This is a genomic window from Nocardioides sp. W7 (genome assembly GCF_022919075.1).
Taxonomy (GTDB): domain Bacteria; phylum Actinomycetota; class Actinomycetes; order Propionibacteriales; family Nocardioidaceae; genus Nocardioides.
The window spans coordinates 660,056-680,232 of the sequence record NZ_CP095078.1 but is presented as its reverse complement, the minus strand read 5'-3'; the positions used below and the strand labels follow the sequence as shown (position 1 = coordinate 680,232).

At 74.2% G+C, this 20,177-nt stretch carries 18 protein-coding genes; 8 read left to right on the top strand and 10 right to left on the bottom strand.

Annotated features, from left to right (window positions below; translation table 11 throughout):
• Window positions 1-82: 82 nt before the first annotated feature.
• Complete coding sequence (locus MUB56_RS03285) at window positions 83-889, bottom strand: ABC transporter permease subunit (RefSeq protein WP_244930489.1); 807 nt, start codon at window positions 887-889, stop codon at window positions 83-85.
• Window positions 886-1,797: an ATP-binding cassette domain-containing protein gene (locus tag MUB56_RS03280; RefSeq protein ID WP_244930488.1), complete on the bottom strand. Its 912-nt coding sequence runs from the start codon at window positions 1,795-1,797 to the stop codon at window positions 886-888. The genes MUB56_RS03285 and MUB56_RS03280 overlap by 4 nt, the downstream gene beginning before the upstream one ends.
• Before the next feature lie 169 nt (window positions 1,798-1,966).
• On the opposite strand from MUB56_RS03280, the gene MUB56_RS03275 reads away from it, so the two are divergent.
• On the top strand, window positions 1,967-3,421 hold the full coding sequence (locus tag MUB56_RS03275; protein WP_244932341.1) for a serine/threonine-protein kinase: 1,455 nt from the start codon (window positions 1,967-1,969) through the stop codon (window positions 3,419-3,421).
• Between the two features lie 10 nt (window positions 3,422-3,431).
• Here MUB56_RS03275 and MUB56_RS03270 read toward each other — a convergent pair whose 3' ends face one another.
• On the bottom strand, window positions 3,432-4,067 hold the full coding sequence (locus MUB56_RS03270) for a hypothetical protein (RefSeq protein ID WP_244930487.1): 636 nt from the start codon (window positions 4,065-4,067) through the stop codon (window positions 3,432-3,434).
• Between the two features lie 64 nt (window positions 4,068-4,131).
• Here MUB56_RS03270 and MUB56_RS03265 point away from each other — a divergent pair, with 64 nt between their 5' ends.
• Complete coding sequence (locus tag MUB56_RS03265) at window positions 4,132-5,652, top strand: amidohydrolase family protein (RefSeq protein ID WP_244930486.1); 1,521 nt, start codon at window positions 4,132-4,134, stop codon at window positions 5,650-5,652.
• A 51-nt stretch (window positions 5,653-5,703) separates the two neighbouring features.
• Here MUB56_RS03265 and MUB56_RS03260 read toward each other — a convergent pair whose 3' ends face one another.
• Genes MUB56_RS03260 through MUB56_RS03250 form a run of 3 tightly spaced genes read right to left on the bottom strand, consistent with a single transcriptional unit; the run spans window position 5,704 to window position 8,515 of the window.
• Window positions 5,704-6,585 carry an SGNH/GDSL hydrolase family protein gene (locus MUB56_RS03260; protein WP_244930485.1) on the bottom strand — a complete coding sequence of 294 codons (882 nt, stop codon included), beginning with the start codon at window positions 6,583-6,585 and terminating at the stop codon, window positions 5,704-5,706.
• 35 nt (window positions 6,586-6,620) lie between these two features.
• Window positions 6,621-7,265 (bottom strand): response regulator transcription factor, encoded by a 645-nt coding sequence (locus MUB56_RS03255; protein ID WP_348536721.1) that lies wholly within the window; start codon window positions 7,263-7,265, stop codon window positions 6,621-6,623.
• Window positions 7,262-8,515, bottom strand: coding sequence for a sensor domain-containing protein (locus MUB56_RS03250; RefSeq protein WP_244930483.1), 1,254 nt, complete (start codon window positions 8,513-8,515; stop codon window positions 7,262-7,264). Before MUB56_RS03250 ends, MUB56_RS03255 begins: the two co-directional genes overlap by 4 nt.
• Window positions 8,516-8,622: 107 nt before the next feature.
• On the opposite strand from MUB56_RS03250, the gene MUB56_RS03245 reads away from it, so the two are divergent.
• Genes MUB56_RS03245 through MUB56_RS03235 form a run of 3 tightly spaced genes read left to right on the top strand, consistent with a single transcriptional unit; the run spans window position 8,623 to window position 12,216 of the window.
• Window positions 8,623-9,369, top strand: coding sequence for an ABC transporter ATP-binding protein (locus tag MUB56_RS03245; RefSeq protein ID WP_244930482.1), 747 nt, complete (start codon window positions 8,623-8,625; stop codon window positions 9,367-9,369).
• Complete coding sequence (locus MUB56_RS03240) at window positions 9,369-11,243, top strand: ABC transporter permease (protein WP_244930481.1); 1,875 nt, start codon at window positions 9,369-9,371, stop codon at window positions 11,241-11,243. Before MUB56_RS03245 ends, MUB56_RS03240 begins: the two co-directional genes overlap by 1 nt.
• 22 nt (window positions 11,244-11,265) lie before the next feature.
• Window positions 11,266-12,216, top strand: coding sequence for a cation diffusion facilitator family transporter (locus tag MUB56_RS03235; protein ID WP_244930480.1), 951 nt, complete (start codon window positions 11,266-11,268; stop codon window positions 12,214-12,216).
• Between the two features lie 113 nt (window positions 12,217-12,329).
• Here MUB56_RS03235 and MUB56_RS03230 read toward each other — a convergent pair whose 3' ends face one another.
• Window positions 12,330-12,971, bottom strand: a complete 642-nt coding sequence (locus MUB56_RS03230) for a fasciclin domain-containing protein (protein ID WP_244930479.1) — start codon at window positions 12,969-12,971, stop codon at window positions 12,330-12,332.
• A 68-nt stretch (window positions 12,972-13,039) separates the two neighbouring features.
• Complete coding sequence (locus MUB56_RS03225; protein WP_244930478.1) at window positions 13,040-14,230, bottom strand: helix-turn-helix domain-containing protein; 1,191 nt, start codon at window positions 14,228-14,230, stop codon at window positions 13,040-13,042.
• Window positions 14,231-14,324: 94 nt separating this feature from the next.
• On the opposite strand from MUB56_RS03225, the gene MUB56_RS03220 reads away from it, so the two are divergent.
• Window positions 14,325-15,437 (top strand): ferredoxin reductase, encoded by a 1,113-nt coding sequence (locus tag MUB56_RS03220; protein ID WP_244930477.1) that lies wholly within the window; start codon window positions 14,325-14,327, stop codon window positions 15,435-15,437.
• A gap of 68 nt (window positions 15,438-15,505) precedes the next feature.
• Window positions 15,506-16,741 (top strand): acyl-CoA desaturase, encoded by a 1,236-nt coding sequence (locus MUB56_RS03215; protein ID WP_244930476.1) that lies wholly within the window; start codon window positions 15,506-15,508, stop codon window positions 16,739-16,741.
• An 83-nt stretch (window positions 16,742-16,824) separates the two neighbouring features.
• On the opposite strand, the gene MUB56_RS03210 is transcribed toward MUB56_RS03215, so the two are convergent.
• A complete protein-coding gene (locus MUB56_RS03210; RefSeq protein ID WP_244930475.1) occupies window positions 16,825-17,946 on the bottom strand; it encodes a TIGR03364 family FAD-dependent oxidoreductase in 1,122 nt (373 codons plus the stop codon).
• A gap of 57 nt (window positions 17,947-18,003) precedes the next feature.
• On the opposite strand from MUB56_RS03210, the gene MUB56_RS03205 reads away from it, so the two are divergent.
• The gene (locus tag MUB56_RS03205) at window positions 18,004-18,717 is read left to right on the top strand and encodes a phosphonatase-like hydrolase (protein ID WP_244930474.1); all 714 of its coding nucleotides are present in this window, start codon (window positions 18,004-18,006) and stop codon (window positions 18,715-18,717) included.
• Between the two features lie 64 nt (window positions 18,718-18,781).
• Here MUB56_RS03205 and MUB56_RS03200 read toward each other — a convergent pair whose 3' ends face one another.
• Window positions 18,782-20,146: an MmgE/PrpD family protein gene (locus tag MUB56_RS03200; RefSeq protein ID WP_244930473.1), complete on the bottom strand. Its 1,365-nt coding sequence runs from the start codon at window positions 20,144-20,146 to the stop codon at window positions 18,782-18,784.
• Between the last annotated feature and the right edge of the window lie 31 nt (window positions 20,147-20,177).

Here is a 20,177-nt window from a genome sequence, read left to right as displayed (position 1 = left end):
CCTCCCTCGTCCCCCGAGCTGTCCCACGAACCGTCCCCCGAACCCTAGGGGGCGCGGGGGACGGCGAAGGATCCGTTCGGGGCTACTTGACCTCGGAGCGGAGCACCGACCAGACGCCGATCGTCAGCGGGATGATCAGCCAGAACAGGCCGGTGAACCCGAGCTGCGCCCACTGCTCGCCGGTGAGCGAGCCCTCGAACAGGGGACCCTGCGCGTAGTTGAAGTCGATCCAGGACTGGTTGTCGGCGAACCACTCCTGGGTCTGGGAGAGCACCGTGGTGATCGTGGGGAGCACCAGCGAGTAGACGAAGTAGCCCACGATCGCGCCGGGGGAGTTGCGGATCAGCACGCCGAGCATGAAGCCGACGGCCATGCCGATGATGTTGCCGAGGACGATGAACGAGAACTCCTGGACCGAGACGTTCCAGACCAGGTCGGTGCCGGTGATCGCCGTACCGACGACGTTGCCGAGGGCGCCGATCACCAGGGCGACGCCCATCGAGACCACGCCGACGATGAGCGCGACGAGCGCCTTGGCGCCGATCACCCGGCCGCGGTGCGGCATCAGCGTGAACGACGTGAGGCCGGTGCGCTGGCTCCACTCGCTGGTGACCGAGAGGATCGCGACCATCGGCAGCACGATGGCCATCGGGAAGCCGATCGCGGTCGCGAAGGTCTCGTAGGTCAGCTCGTCGTTCGGGGCGAAGAGGATGACCGCGCCGGTGGCGAGGGTCGCCAGGATGCCGATGCTGGCCAGCAGCCAGAAGCCGGAACGGGTGTCGAAGGACTTGCGCAGCTCCACGGCGACCAGCCGCGAAATGGGGATCCGGGCAGGGGTACGACGGGGCGCGGTCGCGACCGCGTCGACGGTGGGAGTGGCGGTGCTCATGCTGCGACCTCTTCTCGCTGGGTGTCGGCGGTGAGCTCGAGGAACATCTCCTCGAGCCCGGCGCCGTCGGCTCCGCGCAGCTCGACGAGCGCGATGCCCGCCTCGAGCGCGACCTTGCCGACGACCTCGGGGTCGGCGTCGACGCGCAGCGCGTCGTCCGAGCCGGTGGCGCCGCTGGGGACGGGGGTGAGCCCGGAGGCGGTGAGCGCCCGGGTGAGCTCGGGGACCGAACGCGTGCGGACCAGGGTGCCGGCGCCGGCGAGCAGCTCGGCCTTGGTGCCCTGGGCCACGATCCGGCCCTGGCCGATGACCACCAGGTCGTCGGCGATCACCTCGATCTCGTGCAGCAGGTGGGAGGAGAGCAGCACGGTGCCGCCGCGGTCGGCGTACCCCCGCAGCAGGTCGCGCATCCAGCGGATGCCGGCGGGGTCCAGCCCGTTGGCGGGCTCGTCGAGGATGAGTACGTCGGGCTCGCCGAGCAGGGCGGTGGCGATGCCGAGCCGCTGCCGCATGCCGAGGGAGTAGTTGCGGACCCGGCGGCCGGCCTCCTGGGGAGTGAGGCTGACCCGCTCGAGCATCTCGTCGACCCGGCTCTTCGGCAGGCCCATCGTGTGGGCGGCCACGGCGAGGATCTCCCGCCCGGTGCGGCCGGCGTGCTGGGCGGAGGCGTCCAGGAGCACGCCCACCTCCAGGCCCGGGTTGGGCAGGTCGGCGAAGCGCCGGCCGGCGACCGTCGCGGTGCCGGAGTCGGTGGGCGTGAGCCCCACGATGATCCGCATGGTCGTGGACTTCCCGGCGCCGTTGGGGCCGAGGAATCCGGTGACGCGGCCGGGCCGCGCCGTGAAGGAGACGTCGTCGACGGCGGTGAAGGCGCCGTACCTCTTGCTCAGTGCTTCGACCGTGATCATGGGGATGAGCCTGGTGCGCGGGGCACCCTGCGCACATCGGGGCTGAACGCTGAGCCGACCCCGGTCGCACCCCTGAGCCGTCTCAGGGTCGGGCTCGGGGTCCGGGGTGGGGTCCCGGGCGGCGGGGCGGTGGCCCGGGCCCCCGGCCACCCATAATGGCTGGGTGTCCATGCCCAGCCGCCTCGGCCGGTACGCCGTGCGCCGCCGGATCGGCGCGGGCGGCTTCGCCACCGTCTGGCTGGCCTACGACGAGCAGCTCGACGCGCCGGTCGCGGTGAAGGTGCTCGCCGACAACTGGACCGAGGACCACCAGGTGCGACGCCGGTTCCTGGAGGAGGGGCGCTACCTGCGCCGGGTCGAGTCCCCGTACGTCGTCCAGGTCTTCGACGCCGGCGAGCTCGACGACGGCCGGCCGTACCTGGTGATGACGTACGCCGACCAGGGCACCCTCGCCGACCGGCTCGAGATCGACGGGCTCACCGCCGGGCAGGCGCTCGAGGTGGTCCGCCAGGTCGGGGCCGGGCTGACCGCGCTGCACCGCAGCGACATCCTGCACCGCGACGTCAAGCCGGCCAACGTGCTGTTCCGCACGGTCGACGGTTCGGTGCGGGCGATGGTCGCCGACCTCGGGCTCGGCAAGGCGCTCGACGTGTCGTCGCGGCTGACCATGCTCGCCGGCACGCCGTCCTTCGTCGCCCCCGAGCAGGCCCAGGGCGAGCCGCTCGATGCCCGCGCGGACCAGTACTCCCTCGGCGCGCTGAGCTACCTGCTGCTCGCCGGGCGCGCGCCGTACTCCCACGCCTCGCTGGCCGCGGCCGCCCGGCCGGTGCCCCCGCCGCCGCTGTCGACCGCCGAGCGTCCCTACGACGACGCGGTCGACGCCGTCGTACGTCGGGCCCTGGCCGCCGACCCCGAGGAGCGCTGGCCCGACGTCGAGGGGTACGTCGGCGCGCTGGCCGCCGCGCTCGACGGCACCGCGGCGGGCTCGCCCGCCCCGTGGCTGCCGATCGACCCCGAGCTCACCCAGCCGGGCGCTCGGCCGGAGCTGGTCACCGACGTGGTGCCGGTGCCGGAGCCGGCGGTCTCGGTGCGGCGCCGCCGCTGGCCCGCCGTGCTCCTCGGGGTGGCCGCCCTGATCGCGGGCGGGCTCGGCGGGTTCGCCGTCGAGCAGGCGCGGGCGGATCCCGCTGTCACGGTCGACGACGCCGACGGCACCCTCGCGGTGACCGTGCCGGCCGCGTGGCACCGAGCGGTGGCGACCGGTCCGTGGGTGCCCGCGGGCGACGACGAGGTCGAGCGGCCGGTGCTCTCGGTCGGGACCGTGGCCGACTGGACCGACCCGGAGGGCACCGGCCAGGGGGTGTTCGTGGGCGTGCTGGGCGGCACCGAGCTGCCCGATCAGCTGCCCCAGCACCCGGAGTGCACCGAGACCGGCACCCGCTCCGACGACGTGCAGGACGGCGACGAGGTCCGCACCCTCGGCTTCGCCGGCTGCCCCGGCGGGGTGACCATCGAACGGGTCGTGCAGGCGACCAAGGACCAGCTGGTCTGGATCCAGGTCCGCAGTCGCGACCGGGCCACCGCCAACCGGGTGCTCGACTCGGTCGCCGTCTACGGGATGTGAGGCGGGCTGGTCAGGGGACCCGCAGCGACCCGCTCACCCGGGCCAGCAGGTCCTCCAGGCCGGGACGGTCGATCTCGCGGCCGATGACGGCCACGGTCGCGTAGGCGGACGTGCCGCCCAGGGTCAGGAACCGCTCCATGGTCACGCGGCGGTAGCCGTGCTGCAGGTAGCTCGCCACGAAGCCGTCGTCCGTCTCGGACTCGACCACGAGGTTCTGCAGAGCGTCGTTGTCCTCCGCCTCGTCCAGCGCGCCGAGCCGCGCGATCCGCTTCACGCCGACCGACTGCTTGTCGGTGAAGATCCCCACCCGCAGCTGGTAGGTGTTGAGCGGGTTGCCCGCCACGACGAAAGTCCGGTAGTTCCCCTCGCCGCCGGCCTTCCACGCCGTCGGCACCCCGGTGACGAGCTTGGAGCCGGCGGCACTCAGCCGCGTCTCCACCAGCGCCAACCCCGGCTTGAGCGCCGGGTCGTCGGGGTCGGGCTTCACGTCGTACTCGTTCACGGGGTACGACGGCGACGCGGCCGGGACCGGCAGCGCCATCGAGATGGTCCGCGGCTCGTCGGCGTTGACCGCGCCCACGGCGTACCCGCCGACGGCACCGGCTACGGCGAGCGCCAGGGCGATGCCGAGTGTGCGAGCCGTCATGGCGGATCACCGTAGTGGGTGGCCGGGTCGGGCCCGGATCCGGCCGCCCCCTAGCGTCTGGCCCATGACGAGCCTCCTCCTGCGCGGCGCCCGCCTGGTGCCGATCGCGTCCGGTGACCGGGTGCCCGACGCACCCCTGGACGTGCTGGTCGAGCACGGCACCGTCACGGCGGTCGGTACGGGGCTGGACCGGCCGGCCGGCGCCGAGGTCGTCGAGGCCGGCGGACGCTGGCTGGTCCCGGGGTTGTGGGACCAGCACGTCCACATGGCGCAGTGGACGCTCGCCTCGCAGCGCCTCGACCTCGCGCCCGCCCGCTCGCCCGAGGAGGTCGTCGCCCGAGTCGCGGAGCGCATCGCCGAGTACCCCGACCTGCCCGTGATCGGCTGGGGCCACCGCTCGGGCAGCTGGGAGCGCGACGTCACCGTCTCCGAGCTCGACGCGGTCTCCGCCGACACCGCCGTGGTGCTGATCAGCGGCGACGGCCACCACGCCTGGCTCAACACGATCGCCCTGATGCACCTGGCGATGCCGGTGCGCGACTCGGTGGTCCGCGAGACCGAGTGGTTCGCGGCGTACCCCCGGCTCGCGACCCTCGTCGGCAACGACGGCACCTCCCCGGACGCCTACCGCCGCACGCTCGACCACGCGGCGTCGATGGGGATCGTGGGCTTCACCGACTTCGAGTTCGGGGCCAGCCGCGAGGAGTGGGCCGGGCGCTGGTCGCAGGGCTGCGACACGCTGCGGGTGCGGTGGGCGACGTACGCCGACACCCTCGAGGACGTGATCGCGGCCGGGCTGCGCACCGGCGACCCGCTGCTCGGGGTCCACGGGGACGACCGGCTCACGATGGGGCCGCTGAAGATCATCAGCGACGGCTCGCTGAACACCCGGACCGCGTGGTGCTGTCAGCCGTACGCCGACGCGCACCGGCTGGAGTACCCCGCCGGGCAGCCCAACCAGGCGCCCGAGGAGCTGCGGCGGCTGCTCGCCCGCGCGCACGGCGCCGGGCTGGAGATCGCCACCCACGCGATCGGCGACGCGGCGGTGGCCGACGCGCTGGCGGCGTACGCCGAGACCGGGGCGCGCGGGTCGATCGAGCACGCCCAGCTGGTCGGGCGCGACGACGTACGACGGATGGCCGAGCTGGGCATCCGCGGCAGCGTCCAGCCCGCGCACCTGCTCGACGACCGCGACCTGACCGAGAAGGTGTGGCCGGACCGGGCCGAGCGGTGCTTCGCCTTCCGCTGGATGCTCGACGACGGGGTGAACCTGGCCCTCGGCTCGGACGCGCCGGTCTCCCCGCTGGACCCGTGGCTCGCGATGGCCGCGGCCGTGCACCGCAGCGCCGACGAGCGCGAGGCCTGGCACGGCGAGCAGGCGCTCACCGCCCGCGAGGCCCTGGCCGCGTCCGTCGACGGCCAGCCGACCGTCGGTGTCGGCTCTCGCGGCGACCTGGTGCTGCTCGACGCCGACCCGTTCACTTCCGCCGACTCGACGGTGAGGTCCGCAGCGGTGCTCCGCGAGATGTCCGTGGCCCTGACGGTGGTCGCCGGCCGGATCGTGCACGACGGTCTGGCGGGGTAGTCCGTCACACCAGCGGGGTGAATCGCCGGCCAGACCCCCTGGTGTGACGGACTACCCCAGCGCGGCCACCACCAGCTCGGCCGCGGCGACCTGGCCGGCGGCGAGCGGATGCAGGGTCAGTCCGACGCCGGGGATCGTCTCGACGCCGTTGACCCACGGGTCGTCCGCGCAGACGTCGTGGCCCGCGCTGGCGTCGTACAGATCGACGTACGACGCCTTGGCGGCGCGCGCCGCGCGCTGCTGGACGGTGTGGATCCGCTCGTTCAGCCCGGCGAGGTAGGGCCGGTCGCCGGCGGCGACCGGGAGCCGGTCGGGACAGTCGGCGTCGGGGGCGATGATCTGCGGGTAGCCGACCACCACGACCTCGGCCGCAGGCGCCTGCTCCCGTACGGCGGCCAGCGCGGTGGTGAGGTTCGGGCCGAGCTCGTCGACGGCGGATTCGAGATCGGCCCGGCCCTGCGACCCGAGCCGGTCCCGGCAGGGCGAGCCGCCGGAGGCGCACGAGATCAGCCGCGAGAAGACGCCGCCGTCGTTGCCGCCCATCCCGATCGTCACCAGCGCGGTGTCCGGCCCGAGGGCGTCGAGCTGCGGCGGCGCCTCGCCGGTGGTCGTCGGCTGCGGGGTGCTGAGGTTCTCGGTGGTGGCGCCGCTGCAGCTGACGTCGGTGAGGTCGTAGCCCAGCTCCGCGGCGACCAGGGCGGGGTAGTTCGTCGACGAGCGCAGGCAGCCGTCGACGGCCGTCTCGTCGGTGATCAGCGGGGCCGCGGTGTAGGAGTCACCGAGGGCGACGTACGACCGCTCCGGCGCCGCGCTCGACGGCGGGACCCGGACCGGGTCCGGCACGTCGGCGGAAGGCTCGGGGTCGTCGCCGCAACCGGCCAGGGCGAGGATGAAGGCCAGCGAGAAGGCGGCCAGGGTCGGGCGGCGGAGCATGCGCCCAACCTACGGACCGCTCAGGAACCCCGACGTCAGGAGCCGCGGAGATAGGCCAGCACCGCGGAGACCCGCCGGTCCGAGGCGGGGTCGAGCCGGAGCTTGGCGAAGATGCTGCCGACGTGCTTGCGGACCGCCGCCTCGCTGACCACCAGGACCCCGGCGATCGAGCCGTTGGTGCGGCCCTCGGCCATCAGCCCGAGCACCTCCCGCTCCCGCCCGGTCAGGGTGGCGAGCGGGCCGTCGTCGCGGCGGCGCCCGAGCAGCTGGCGGACGACCTGCGGGTCGACGACCGTCTCGCCGGCGGCCACCCGGTCCAGGCTGTCGAGGAACTCCCGGACGTGCCCGACCCGGTCCTTGAGTAGGTAGCCCACCCCGCCGCCGGGAGCGCTGTCGAGGAGCTCGGGCACGTAGGCCTCGGCGACGTACGCCGAGAGCACCATCACCGCGACCTCGGGCTGCTCGGCGCGGATCCGCGCGGCGGCCCGCAGGCCCTCGTCGGTGTGGGTCGGAGGCATCCGGATGTCGGTGACGACCGCGTCCGGGCGCTCGCGCGCGGTGAAGGCCAGCAGCGCGTCGGCGTCGCCCACGGCCGCGACGACCTCGTGCCCGGCGCGCTCGAGGATGCCGACCAGGCCCTCGCGCAGCAGGGCGGCGTCCTCGGCGAGCACGATCCTCAGTCGTCGCACGGGCACTCCATCCGCACCTGGGTCGGCCCGCCGGGCGGGCTGGTCACCTGCAGGTCGCCGCCGAGCGCGTCGAGCCGCAGGGCCAGCCCGCGCAGGCCGCTGCCCGGGCCGTCCGTGCGAGCCCCGCCGACCCCGTCGTCCACGACGCTGAGCACCAGCGCACCGGACCGCTGCCACGCGTGCACCTGCGCCTGCCGCGCGCCGGAGTGCCGGGCGACGTTGGTGAGCGCCTCGCTGACCACGAAGTACGCCGCCGCCTCCACCGGTCCCGGCAGTCGCCCGTCCAGGCGGACGTCGACGCTCACCGGCACGGGGGAGCGGTCGGCGATCTCATGCACGGCGGCGGCCAGGCCGTGGTCGACGAGCACCCGCGGGTGGATGCCGCGCACCGTGCCGCGCAGGTCCTCCAGCGCCTGCTCGGCCTGCCGGTGCGCCTGCCGTACGGCGTCCAGCCCCGGCCCGTCCGCCACGTCCAGCTCGGCCCGGCCCAGGGTCATCGTCAGCGCCACCAGCTGCTGCTGCACGCCGTCGTGCAGGTCGCGCTCGATCCGCCGCCGCTCGGTCTCGAACGCGTCGACGAGATCGACCCGCGAGCGCCGCAGGTCGGCGACCGCTCGGGTCAGCTCGGCCTCCCGCGGGTCCAGCAGCAGCCGGGCCAGGGCGGCCTGGGCGACGGCCAGCACGGTCAGCAGGTACGCCGCCAGCACGGTCGTCGGCAGCCCGACGGCCAGCGCCGCCACCCAGGCCTCGACGCCGGGATCGACCCGCCAGCCGAGGACCTCGAACGTGTCGACGCGGGACAGCCACGGGGCGAGCATCAGGAGCACCGGCACGGCCGCACCGAACAGCAGCACCATCAGGTCGATCGGCCACAGCACGAGCGCCAGGAGGGCGGCGTACCCGACCTCGGCCCAGGAGACCGGCAGCCGGCGACCGGCCCGCAGCCGCTCGCGCAGGCTCGGACCGGGCGCCGACCGGCCCTGCACCAGGCGCAGGCGGTGCCGCTCCACCGCGGCGATCAGACCGGCCAGCATCGGCACCGAGGCGAGCACCAGGAGGCCGACGACGAGCACCGCGGTCAGCACGCCGAGCAGCACCGTCGTCGAGAGCACCAGCAGCGCGACCAGGCCGACCGGCACCGTCGAGGCGAGGTAGCCCAGCGCGCCCCACGGCCAGCGGGAGCCGAGCAGGCGCCACGGCCTCGACCGCACCGCGGTCCAGGCGTCGGGCAGGCGGCTCACGCCTTGACCCTAGGGGGCGGGGAACGCCCGCGGGGTAGCGCACGCGCTACCCCTGGTGTCGCGTGCGGACCAGCGACCCGATGGCCCGATCCGCGTGGGATGGGCTCATGACCAGCACCCAGATCGACACCGACGTCGCCGTCGCGCTCGACGGCGTCACCCGCACCTACCACTCCCGCGCCGGCGACGTGTCCGCGCTCGCCGGCGTCACCCACGCGTTCGCCCGCGGCAGCTTCACCGCCGTGATGGGTCCGTCCGGCTCCGGCAAGTCCACGCTGCTCCAGGTCGCGGCCGGGCTCGACCGGCCCACCCGGGGCGAGGTGCTGATCGCGGGCCGGCCGCTGGGGCGCCTCGACGAGACCGAGCTGACCCGGCTGCGCCGTACCTCGATGGCGTTCGTGTTCCAGGCCTACAACCTGCTCGACGCGCTGACGGCGTACGAGAACGTCGCGCTGCCGGTGCGGCTCGCGGGCGGTCGGGTGGACCGGGACGCGGTCCTGTCCGCGCTGCGCCAGGTCGGTCTGGAGGACAAGGCCCGGCGTCGCCCGCCCGAGCTCTCGGGCGGCCAGCAGCAGCGGATCGCGATCGCCCGGGCGCTGCACGCGCGGCCGGAGGTGCTCTTCGCCGACGAGCCGACCGGCGCCCTCGACCGGGCCTCGGGACGCCAGGTGCTGGAGCTGCTCCGGGCGGCCAGCGACGAGCACGGGCAGACGGTGGTGATGGTGACGCACGACCCGCTGGCGGCGTCGTATGCCCACAGCACGCTGTTCCTCGCCGACGGCCGGGTCGTCGGCCGGCTCGACCGCGCCGACGCGACCCGGATCGCCGCCGCGATGAGCGAGTTGGAGCGGTGATGATGCTCGCGATCAGCCGGCGGACGGTGCGCCGGTCCTGGCCGGCGTACGTCGGCGCCTTCGTCGCCCTCGCCTGCGGGGTCGTGCTGATCGGGATGGCGGTCACGATCACCGGTGCCGTCGAGCAGACCCTGGGCGCCCCCGGCGTGACAGCCGCCGAGCGGGTCGAGCTGGACGACCTGGCCGCGCTGATCGGGATCATGTCGGCGGTGGCGCTGTTCATGGCGCTCTTCGTGGTGGCCAGCACCTTCGGCTTCGTGGTCGCCACCCGGCAGCGCGAGCTCGGCCTGCTCCGGCTGGTCGGGGCAACCCCGCGGCAGGTGCGGCGGATGGTCCTCGGCGAGTCGGCCGTCGTCGCGCTGCTCGCCTCCGCCGCCGGTGCGCTGCTCTCGACCCTGCTCGCTCCCGCCTTCCTCGCGCTGCTCCGGGCGCGGGGCGTCACCACGCTCGACCTGGAGCTCCCGGCGCCGTGGCTGGCCTGGTCGATCGCCGTACCGTGCGGCGCGGCGGTCGCGCTGGCCGGGAGCTGGCGGGCCTCCAAGCGGGCCGCCAGCGTCGCCCCGTCCGCGGCCCTGCGGGAGGCGTCGCTCGAACGGCGCCGGCCGAGCGTGACCCAGCTCGTGGTCGGGACGACCTTCCTGCTCGGGTCCCTCGCGGTGCTGCCGCTCGCCGGCCGGGTCAGCCCGCTCTTCGCGCTGGTCGCCGCGGTGCTGCTGCCCGAGGTGGTCGTGATCGGGCTGGTCTGCTTCGGTCGGGTGCTGTTCCCGTGGCTGGGCGGGCTGCTCGCCGCGCCCTTCGCGCGCCGCGACGTCTCCGCCCGGCTCGCCCGCGACCACGTGCGGACCGCGTCCCGCGCGCCGGCGGCCCTGGCCGCCCCCATCCTGGCGATCTCGGCGATCGCCGGCTCGCTGATCGTCACGCTCAGCTTCACCGCCGACTGGACCACCGCCCTCAACCGCGAGCAGCTGCACGCATCGGTCGTGGTCGAGACGGGCGGGGATCCCGCTGCGGTCGAGCGGCTCCGCGCCGCCGGCGTCGACGTCGCCGACGAGCGGACGACGCTTCCGGTGCTGCTCGGCGCGGACGCCTCACGCGAGAACGTGGACGTGGTCGACGTCGGGTCGGCGGAGCAGGCCCGCGGGCTGGTCGCCGTACGAGGCAGCCTGGCGCGGCTGGACCGCGGTCACCTCGCGATCAGCGAGACCTTCGCGATGGACCAGGGCCGCCAGGTCGGCGACCGGATGCGCGTGCAGATCGGCGAGCGGGTGCTGCGGCCGCGGGTGGGGGCCGTCGTACGCGACGCGCCGGACCTGTACGGCGAGGTGCTGCTGCCCCGCGTGCTGGTCGGCAGCCGGGCCGGCACGGTGGAGACGGTGTTCGTGGTCCCGGGTGCCGTCGACGTCGCCTCCGTGCTCGCGGGCACCGACGCCGAGGTGCTGTCGGCGCGGACCTGGATCGAGCGCACCGACGAGCAGGCCCGGGCGGGCAACGCCGTCGGGCTGTGGGTGCTGCTCGGCCCGTCGGGGCTGTACGCCGGCATCGCGATCGTGAACTCGGTGCTGATCGCCGGATCCCAGCGGCGTGCCCAGCTCCGAGCGGCCTCGCTGCTGGGCGCGACGGTCCACCAGCTGCGCCGGGCGGCGCTGTGGGAGGCCGGGGTCGTGGGTGCCGCCGCACTCCTGGTCGGGGGCGCCGTCGTCGCGTTCGTGGGCGCGGTGGTGCGGGCCTCGATCGCCCGCGACGTCGGCGACGTCGGCTTCACCCTGCCGTGGCTGCCGCTGCTGGCCATCGCGGTGACCTGCGGCGGGCTGGCCCTGCTCGCCGCGCTGGCGGGCTCCGCCCAGTCGGTCCGGGCACTGCGTCGGGCCGCCTGACGGATCGGGTACCGCTGCTGGGGTGAGCACCCCGGAGGAGCAGACCGAGCAGGAGTCGCTGCTGACCGTGCTGGTCGCCCTGACGGCGAACGGCCTGCTCGCCGTGGCCAAGTCGGTCGCGGCGGTGCTGACCGGCTCCGCCGCGATGGTCGCGGAGGCGGCGCACTCGTGGGCGGACACGGGCAACGAGATCTTCCTGGTGGTGGCCGAGCGGACGGGTCGGCGGCCCCGCGACGAGGAGCATCCGCGCGGCTACGGGCGATCGACGTACATCTGGTCGCTGGTGGCGGCCTTCGGCCTGTTCTCGGCCGGCGCGGTCGTGTCGGTCTGGCACGGCGTCACCGAGCTGCTGAGCGACGGGGCCGGCGCCGAGAGCTACCTGGTCAACTACGTCGTGCTCGGCGTCGCGTTCGTGCTCGAGGGAGCGTCGTTCCTGCAGGCGTCGCGGCAGGTGGGCGGCGCGGCCCGCCGGTGGGGGATGCCCCCGCTGCGCTACGTCAGTCGTACGTCGAACCCCACGTTGCGCGCCGTCTTCTTCGAGGACTCCGCGGTTCTGGTCGGCATCCTGCTCGCCGGCAGCGGGATCGCCCTGCACCAGCTGACCGGGGACCCGGTCTTCGACGCGCTCGGGTCGATCGCCGTCGGGCTGCTGCTGGCCGGGGTCGCCGTCTTCCTGATGCGCCGCAACATGGAGTACCTGCTGGGGGAGGAGCTCTCGCCCGAGCTGCGGGCCCGGGTGCTGGCCCGGCTGCTGGAGCACCCCGAGATCGACCGGATCACCTACCTCCACGTCGAGTACGTCGGCCCGCAGCGGCTCTTCGTCGTCGCCGCGGTCGACCTGGTCGGCGACGACACCGAGCCGCACCTGGCCCTGCGCTTCCGCAAGGTCGAGGCCGACGTTGAGCGGGACGCCATGATCGAGGACGCCGTCCTCACCCTGGCCCCGCCCGACGAGCCGGCCCTGCTGCCCTGATCCCCCGACCACCTCGCCGAGTCCGCGCGAATGGTGGGCCGAGTCAGCACCAGTAGTGCTGACTCGGGCCTCCATTTCTGCTGACTCGGCGGGGGTCTGTCCCGGAGGGAGGGTCAGGGGAGGTCGATCGGACGGAGCACCCGGTTGATCGCGTGCCCGACCTGCCGGTTGCCCTTGTTGACGTCGACGGCCACGACCCGAGCGTTGCGGTCGTTGCGGTCGAGGTCGGTGATGACGACCCGCTTGCCGTTGACCCGGATGCCGACCTTGGCTCCGTTGGCGGTCGTGATCCGCATGCCGTCGGCCCTGACGACCTTCTTCGAGGTCAGCGTCTTGCCGGCGACCACGTGGTAGAGCAGGACGCTCTCGAGCGTGTCGACGTCCGCGACGGAGGCGAGCGCCTTGAAGGTCGCCCGCTCGGTGCGCGGGGCGGTGCCGCTGATGTCCTTGACCAGCGCGCGGAACGCCGCGTCGGTCGGCAGGAACGCCGTTGCGCGCTTGCGGCCCTGGGTGAGCAGCGCGACCGCGCTGTCCGGCTTGGCCTTCAGGACGGTCAGCACCCCCCGCTCGAGGATGTCGAAGTCCTGCCAGTTCTTGTCGAAGCGGTTCCCGTCGGCGGCGAGCACCCGGGCCAGGCTCTTGGTGCCTGCCCTCCGGTCGGCGGACCCTGCCTCCGCCGCCTGAGCTGGGGCGACGGTGCCGAGTGCGAGTGCGGTGGTGGCGGCGACGGCGATGCCGGTGATGAAGTGCTTCATCGAACTCATCCCTCCGTAGGTGTGTCTGGTCGTCAGGGGTTCGGAGCCGGCGCCGGAGCGGATGGGTGCTATTTCGAGTTTGTCTTCGACACCCCCAGCGCGAGCGTCAGCGCGAGCACCAGTTCGGGGTCGTCGAGGCGCTCGCCGTACAGCTCGCGCAGCTGCCCCATCCGGTAGCGCACGGTCTGCGGGTGCACGAACAGCGCAGCGGCGACGTCGTCGCGGCGGCCGAGGTGGAGCAGCCAGGCCCGCAGCGTCTCGGTGAGCTTCTCGGCGGCGGCCGGGCGCAGGTCGGCGAGCGGGGCGAGGACCCGGGCCCGGAGGTCGGCGAGCGCGTCCGGATCGGCGGTGAGCACCAGCTCCGGCAGCTGCGTCTCCGTGTCGACCTCCAGACCGAGCAGCCGCGCCCGGCGCGCCCGGTCGTACGACGCCCGCACCTGCTCCCACGGCCGGGCCGGGCCGGCGACCGCACCCCGGTCACGCAGGGCCCGGAGCAGCCCGGGGCGGCGCCGGCCGTGCGCGTCGGGGACCAGCACCAGCGCGTCGTCGTCGAGGCCGGGCAGGTCGACGGCCCGCAGCGCGTCCGGGCTGATGGCGCCGAGGACGGGCCGCAGCTGCGCGGCCGGCACCAGCACCGCGGTGAGCGTGGTCGGCGGGTCCCAGTCGGCCCGCACGGCGGCCTCGAGCACCGCCTCGGCCGGGGACCCGTCCAGCAGCCGCTGGGCGACCCGGTCCAGCAGCTGCTGGCGCACCCGCCCCGAGGTCGCGGACTCGTCGTCGTGACCGGCGACGCTGGCGGCCGACAGCTCGTCGATGTAGGCGAAGACCAGCTCCGCGAAGGCGGCGAGGGTCTGGCCGTCCATGCCCGCCTCGACCGCGGTCGAGGACATCTCCCGCCAGCAGACCCGGGCGCCGATCCGGTACGCCGCGAGGATCGCGTCGGTCGACCGGCCGCTGCGGGCCTCGCCGCGGCCGAGCTGGTAGGCACCCTCGACCGAGGGGGCGGCGGGCGTGCGGAGGTCGGCCCCGCGGCGGCCGCTCGCGAGGGAGAGGAAGCCGGCCAGCGCCAGCTGCACCGCGGTTCGGATGGTCTCGCCCATCGGCCCGCTGAACGCGTCGGTGTAGCTAGGCACCTCCTCGATGATCGCGGTCACCGCGTGCTCGGCCACCTCGGGCAGCTCGGCGCGCATCTCGCTCACCGCTCGGGCGGGCAGCCGCAGCCCGTGCCCGGCGGTACGACGGCTGGGCGGTCGCGCCACGGCGTACTCCTTTGTCCTCAGTGAACAAGAAATCATGCTCGGTTCACGTCATCTGGACAGGACTTTACTCGCTCTGTTGGACGACAGTAGGAACATGACGGCCTCCGCCATGCCCCGTACGACTCCCGCCGCGACCCGCTCGCTGCGCGGGATGCTGCGCCGCGTCGCCGATGCCGCGGTCACCCCGCTCGCGCTCGACGACGTCCTCGACCACTTCCACCCGCTGCGTCGCGGCACCGAGCTGCGCGGCCGGATCGTCGAGGTCGTCGCCGAGACCGCCCACTCGGCGACGCTGGTGGTCAAGCCCGGCCGCGACTGGGACGGCCACGTGCCGGGGCAGTACGTCCGGGTCGGCGTCGACGTCGACGGCGTGCGCCTGTGGCGCACCTACTCGCTGACCCATGGGCCGCGCCCCGACCGCTGCATCAGCATCACCGTCAAGGCCATCCCGGGAGGCACCGTCTCCCACTACCTGGTGCACCGCGCGCAGGCCGGCGAGATGATCCAGCTCGCGCAGGCCGAGGGCGAGTTCGTGCTGCCCCAGCCGCTGCCGCGCAAGCTGCTCCTGGTGACCGCCGGCTCCGGCATCACCCCCGTGATCGGGATGCTGCGCAACCTGTTCTCGCGGGCGACGTCGCCGGCCACCGACATCACCCTCGTCCACGTGAACCCCAGCGAGTCCGCCTCGATCTTCCGCGAGGAGCTGCGCGCGCTCGGCGCCCGCGGCGCGATCACCCTGCACGAGCGGTACGACGACCAGCACGGCCTGCTCGACGTGAGCGACCTGGCGACCCTCGTGCCGGACCTCGACGACCGGCTCACCTACGCGTGCGGACCGGCCGGGCTCCTCGACGCGCTCGAGGCCCACCACGCCGAGCGCGGCCTGGAGCTGACCACCGAGCGGTTCCGCCCGCAGCTCGTCGAGCCCGGCGATGGCGGCACCGTGACCTTCACCAACGGCATCACCCTCGACGCCGACGGTGCGACCCCGATCCTCGACGCCGCCGAGGACGCCGGCGTCCTGATGCCCAGCGGCTGCCGGATGGGCATCTGCATGGGCTGCGTCCTCCCGATGCGCTCCGGCGCCGTGCGCGACCTGCGCAACGGCGCCATCACCACCGCCGTCCCCGGCGAGACCGGCCCCCAGGGCGTCCCGATCCAGACCTGCATCAGCGCCGCCGCCGGCGCGTGCGACATCGACCACTGATCTCGATACACCCCGCTCGTTCCTCGCGGGGCACTCGATCACCGAAACTGCGACGAAAGGCATCCGCCATGACCGTCATCACGAAGCAGCCCGTCAACCCCACGGCCCACCTCACCCCCGAGGACATCGAGCAGCTCGGTGTCGAGCTCGACGCGATCCGCCAGGAGATCCTCGAGGCTCGCGGCGAGAGCGACGCGGCGTACATCCGCAAGATCGTGAAGGTGCAGCGCAACCTGGAGCTGGGCTCGCGCGCGGTGCTGCTGGGCTCGGCGTTCCCGCCGGCCTGGGTGGTCGGCACGGTGGGCCTGTCGGTCGCCAAGATCCTCGAGAACATGGAGATCGGCCACAACGTCATGCACGGCCAGTGGGACTGGATGCGCGACCCGAAGATCCACTCGACCACCTGGGAGTGGGACAACGCCTCGACGGCGGAGGCCTGGAAGCACAGCCACAACGAGATCCACCACACGTACACGAACATCGTCGGCAAGGACAACGACCTCGGCTACGGCATCATGCGCGTCGACGAGGACCAGCGCTGGGTGCCGATGTACCTCGCGCAGCCGCTGTGGAACTTCATCAACGCCTGCTTCTTCGAGTACGGCATCGCGGCGTACGACCTCGAGCTCGGCAAGAACCTGGCGATCCCGAAGGAGAAGCGCAGCGACGCCTTCAAGGCCAACCTGAAGAGCACCCTGAAGAAGATCCGCAAGCAGGCCACCAAGGACTACGTCGTCAACCCGGCGCTCGCGCTGCCGTTCGGTGCCGTGCTGCCGACCCTGGCCGCCAACTTCACCGCGAACCTGGTGCGCAACGTGTGGTCGCACTCGGTGATCATGTGCGGTCACTTCCCCGAGGGCGTCGAGACCTTCGAGAAGAAGTCGATCCCGGAGAAGGAGACCCGCGGCGAGTGGTACCTGCGCCAGATGCTCGGCTCCGCCAACATCTCCGGCTCCAAGGCCATGCACCTGATGTCCGGCAACCTGTCCCACCAGATCGAGCACCACCTCTTCCCCGACCTGCCGTCCAACCGGTACGCCGAGGTCGCGCCGCGGGTGAAGGCGCTGTTCGCCAAGTACGAGCTCAACTACCACGAGGCCCCGCTGCCGGCCCAGGTCTACTCGGCCTGGCACAAGGTGGTCCGGCTCTCGCTGCCCAACGGCTGGATGGCCACCACCAACGCGAAGAACCTGCCGGCGCAGACCAAACTGCTCTGGGCCATGACCACCAAGGGCCCGAAGGTCCGTCGGGCCGCCCAGGCCCGTCTGCAGCAGCAGGCCCGCAAGCTCACCCAAGCCGCCTGAGGGTCGTGCTGGCGGGATACTCCGTCACACAGGGGGGGTCTGGGGGCCGGATCCTCCCGCTGGTGTGACGGACTACCCCGCCGCTACCCCAGCAGGCCGTCCAGCACCACCGGCGCGAGCCCGAGGGCGGTGGTCATGCCGATGCCGGAGATGACGGCGACCGCGCGGACGCCGTCGTACGGCGCCGCGACCAGGAAGTCGGTCTGCGGCGAGTCGGCGTAGACCCCGCGCCAGCGGCGCCGGACGGTCAGCGGCGAGCCGAGCAGCCGCGCGCCCTCGCGGAGCAGCAGGTCGGCCAGGCGCTCGTCGTCGAACGGCTGATGCGTTCGCGCGTAGTGGTGGGTGTCGCCGAGCACGATCGACCCGTCCGGGCGCTGGGTGAGCATCAGGTTCATCACCACCTCCAGCAGCTCCGGCGCCCGCGACTCGATCTCGCGCCGCACCAGGTGAGCCGACGGCTGGGCGGCCAGCGCGCCGTAGCGCAGCATTGACGTGCCGGTCAGCACGGCGGGCTCGATCGTGCGGCCGCCGGGCGGGGCGACCTCGAGCATCTGGAGGCGGCAGCGGCGTACGTCCCACTCGGCGGCGGTCCCCGGCAGCAGCCGGTCCAGATCGTGGCCGACCGCGACCACGACCGCGGGGGCGGCGACCTCGCCGGACGACGTGAGCACCCCGCCCTCGTGCACGGCACCGACCGACGTGCCCCAGCGCAGCTCCACGCCCGAGGCGCGCAGCCAGGCGGCCAGCGCCGGCAGCGCGGCGCGCGGGTCGAGCCGCAGGTCCAGGGGCAGGTGGGCGCCGCCGACGACCCCGGGAGCTCCGGGCAGCTGCGCGGCGACGGCGTCGGCGGTCAGCAGGACGACCTCGGAGGAGCCCCGGGAGGCGGCCAGCTCCTCCAGTACGCCGAGCTCGGCCGCGGTGCGGGCGACGACCAGGGTGCCGGCCCGCGACACCTCGAACCCGGCCAGCGACGACAGCCGCAGCCACCGCTCCCGGGCCACGAGCGCCAGGTCGTGCGCCTCGCCGGACTGCGCCGTCGTGCAGACGTGCCCGAAGTTGCGGACCGACGCCCCGACGGCGTGCTCGTCGCGGTCGAGCACCGTCACCCGCAGCCCGCGCTCGACGGCCTCGGCGGCGTGCGCGAGCCCGACGATGCCGGCGCCGACGACGACCAGGTCGGGCGTAGGAGCCGCGGGAGGGGTCACGGGCCGATCATCGACGACCCCGGGTGGACGACGGCTCGCGGGGGGTACCGTCGTCCGATGACGACGACCGCGCTGCCCGATCGCCTGCCGTTCCGTCTCGCCGCCCTGGACATGGCCGGCACGACGGTCGACGAGGGCGGCCTGGTCTACCGCGTGCTGGAGCAGACCGTCGCCGAGGCGACCGGGCGCCCGGTGCCGACGGACCTGCTCGCGCTCTGGAAGGGCACCAGCAAGCGGGAGGCGGTCGCCGGGCTGCTGGCCGCGCAGGGTGCCCCGACCGCGGACCCCGACGTCGACAAGGTCTTCGCGGAGTTCTCCGCGCGGCTGGTCGCCGCCTACCGCGAGACGCCGCCGGCCCCGCTCCCCGGCGTGCCGGAGGCGATCGCCGAGCTTCGGGTCCGCGGCGTGAAGGTGGCGCTGCAGACCGGCTACTCCGCCGAGATCGCCGAGTCGATCCTGGCCGGCCTCGGCTGGACGGTCGGCAGCGGCTCGGACGACACGGTTGACGCGATCGCCACGTCCGACGAGGTCCCGATCAGCCGGCCGGCGCCGTACCTCGTCTTCCGCTGCATGGAGCGCACCGGCGTCCTCGACGTCCGCGACGTGCTGGTCGCGGGCGACACCCCGAACGACCTCGCCGCCGGCACGCACGCGGGTGCCGGCCACGTGGTGGGCGTGCTCACCGGCGCTTTCGGTGCCGCCGAGCTCGGCCGCGAGCCGCACACGCACCTGCTGCCCAGCGTCGCCGGGCTGCCGTCACTGCTGGGCTGAGCCCCGCTCGCGTCGAGTGCCAGGAACTGGCCCCTCTCGGCCCCCTTGGAGGGGCCGATTCATGTCACTCGACGACAGCGGCGAGCGCGGCGACCACGTCGGGCTCGTCGGGCAGTCGCCGCAGGGCGGCCAGCAGCCGGTCGCCCGTCCCGGGGGCGTCCAGGAGCCGGTCGAGCTTGGCGACCAGCACGGCGTCGTCCAACGGGAAGTGCGCCGTGTCGCCGATCGGGTCCGGCTGGGCGAGCGCGAGCGTCGTCCCGTCGACCAGCGAGACGGTCACCTCGCAGACCCGCCGCCCGGGCAGGTGGGCGTCGAGCTCGTCGAGGATCTCGACCGTGACCCGCTCGCTGAACGCGTCGGCGGCGTCGAAGGCGGGCGTCCCGGGCTCCATGGTCGCGGGCGTGACGGCGCCGTTGACCGCGGCGGTGGCCACGGCGAACGGCAGCGAGAACATCGCCGACAGCCGGCTGTGGGGCGACCGCCCGAGCAGGGGCGCGGCCAGCGAGTGGATGCCGACCCGGATCGACGCGACGTCGTCGGGGGTCCACCGGCCGGCGGCACGCAACGACAGGACCAGGTCGATCGCGGCGTGCGTGAACGAGCAGGCGGCGTGCTGCTTGAGGTAGCCCTCCGCCGCGAGCCAGCGGGTGCCGAGGTCCTTCACCAGGAGGTCGGGGTCGAGCTCGCCGACCAGGGCGAGGGCGGCCGCGGCGCCGCCGCGGTTCTCGACCAGGCCGGCCCGGGCGAGGTGCGCGGCCGAGAGCCCGGCCAGGTTCGCCTGGCCCATCCACAGGTTGCGGGTCGGGTCGCCCGCGAGCACGGTGTCCCACGGCGCCACGGTCATCAGGCCGGTCGCGGCGTCGACCGCCGCCGCCACCTGCGCGGGCGTCGCCCCGAGCAGGGTCGCGGCGGCGTACGCCGCCCCCGTCACGCCCCAGTGCCCGTGCGGGTGCCAGGCCGGGTCACGGCGTACGGCGCGGCCGAAGCGGGCCGCGACCTCGTAGCCACCTGCGACCGCGCCGAGGAAGCGGCGCCCGTCGATGGGGTGCGGGGACTGCTGGGCGGCCGCGATCGCGGCGAACACGACGTGCGCCGCCGGGTGGCCGGCGGCGTGCTTGTTGCCCTCGTCCAGCTCCTGGGAGCAGGCCGCGGTGGCGGCGAGCAGGGCGGCCGTCTCCGGCGTGGTCCGGTGGCCCGTGCCCGGCAGGGGGTGCGGCCCGGGCGGCAGCGGCCAGGCGGCGACCAGCGCCTGCAGCTCGGGGGTCCGCATCCCCGCGGCGGTCACGCCGAGCAGGTCGGTCAGCACCACCGGCACTCGCGCGCGGACCGGGGCGGGCAGTGCGTCGTACGGCACCGCGACGGCCCGGACCAGGTCGCCGATGGCCGTCGCTGTGCGTTCCGGCAGGAGAAACGATTCGGCGGAACTCATGCGGCCACCGTACGGCCGGGGCTAGGCCCGA

Excerpts from the sequence above, each read along its gene's own strand:
- MUB56_RS03285 (WP_244930489.1), bottom strand. The coding sequence starts at position 889 with ATGAGCACCGCCACTCCCACCGTCGACGCGGTCGCGACCGCGCCCCGT.
- MUB56_RS03280 (WP_244930488.1), bottom strand. The coding sequence starts at position 1,797 with ATGATCACGGTCGAAGCACTGAGCAAGAGGTACGGCGCCTTCACCGCC.
- MUB56_RS03275 (WP_244932341.1), top strand. The coding sequence starts at position 1,967 with ATGCCCAGCCGCCTCGGCCGGTACGCCGTGCGCCGCCGGATCGGCGCG.
- MUB56_RS03270 (WP_244930487.1), bottom strand. The coding sequence starts at position 4,067 with ATGACGGCTCGCACACTCGGCATCGCCCTGGCGCTCGCCGTAGCCGGT.
- MUB56_RS03265 (WP_244930486.1), top strand. The coding sequence starts at position 4,132 with ATGACGAGCCTCCTCCTGCGCGGCGCCCGCCTGGTGCCGATCGCGTCC.
- MUB56_RS03260 (WP_244930485.1), bottom strand. The coding sequence starts at position 6,585 with ATGCTCCGCCGCCCGACCCTGGCCGCCTTCTCGCTGGCCTTCATCCTC.
- MUB56_RS03245 (WP_244930482.1), top strand. The coding sequence starts at position 8,623 with ATGACCAGCACCCAGATCGACACCGACGTCGCCGTCGCGCTCGACGGC.
- MUB56_RS03240 (WP_244930481.1), top strand. The coding sequence starts at position 9,369 with ATGATGCTCGCGATCAGCCGGCGGACGGTGCGCCGGTCCTGGCCGGCG.
- MUB56_RS03230 (WP_244930479.1), bottom strand. The coding sequence starts at position 12,971 with ATGAAGCACTTCATCACCGGCATCGCCGTCGCCGCCACCACCGCACTC.
- MUB56_RS03220 (WP_244930477.1), top strand. The coding sequence starts at position 14,325 with ATGACGGCCTCCGCCATGCCCCGTACGACTCCCGCCGCGACCCGCTCG.
- MUB56_RS03215 (WP_244930476.1), top strand. The coding sequence starts at position 15,506 with ATGACCGTCATCACGAAGCAGCCCGTCAACCCCACGGCCCACCTCACC.
- MUB56_RS03205 (WP_244930474.1), top strand. The coding sequence starts at position 18,004 with ATGACGACGACCGCGCTGCCCGATCGCCTGCCGTTCCGTCTCGCCGCC.
- MUB56_RS03200 (WP_244930473.1), bottom strand. The coding sequence starts at position 20,146 with ATGAGTTCCGCCGAATCGTTTCTCCTGCCGGAACGCACAGCGACGGCC.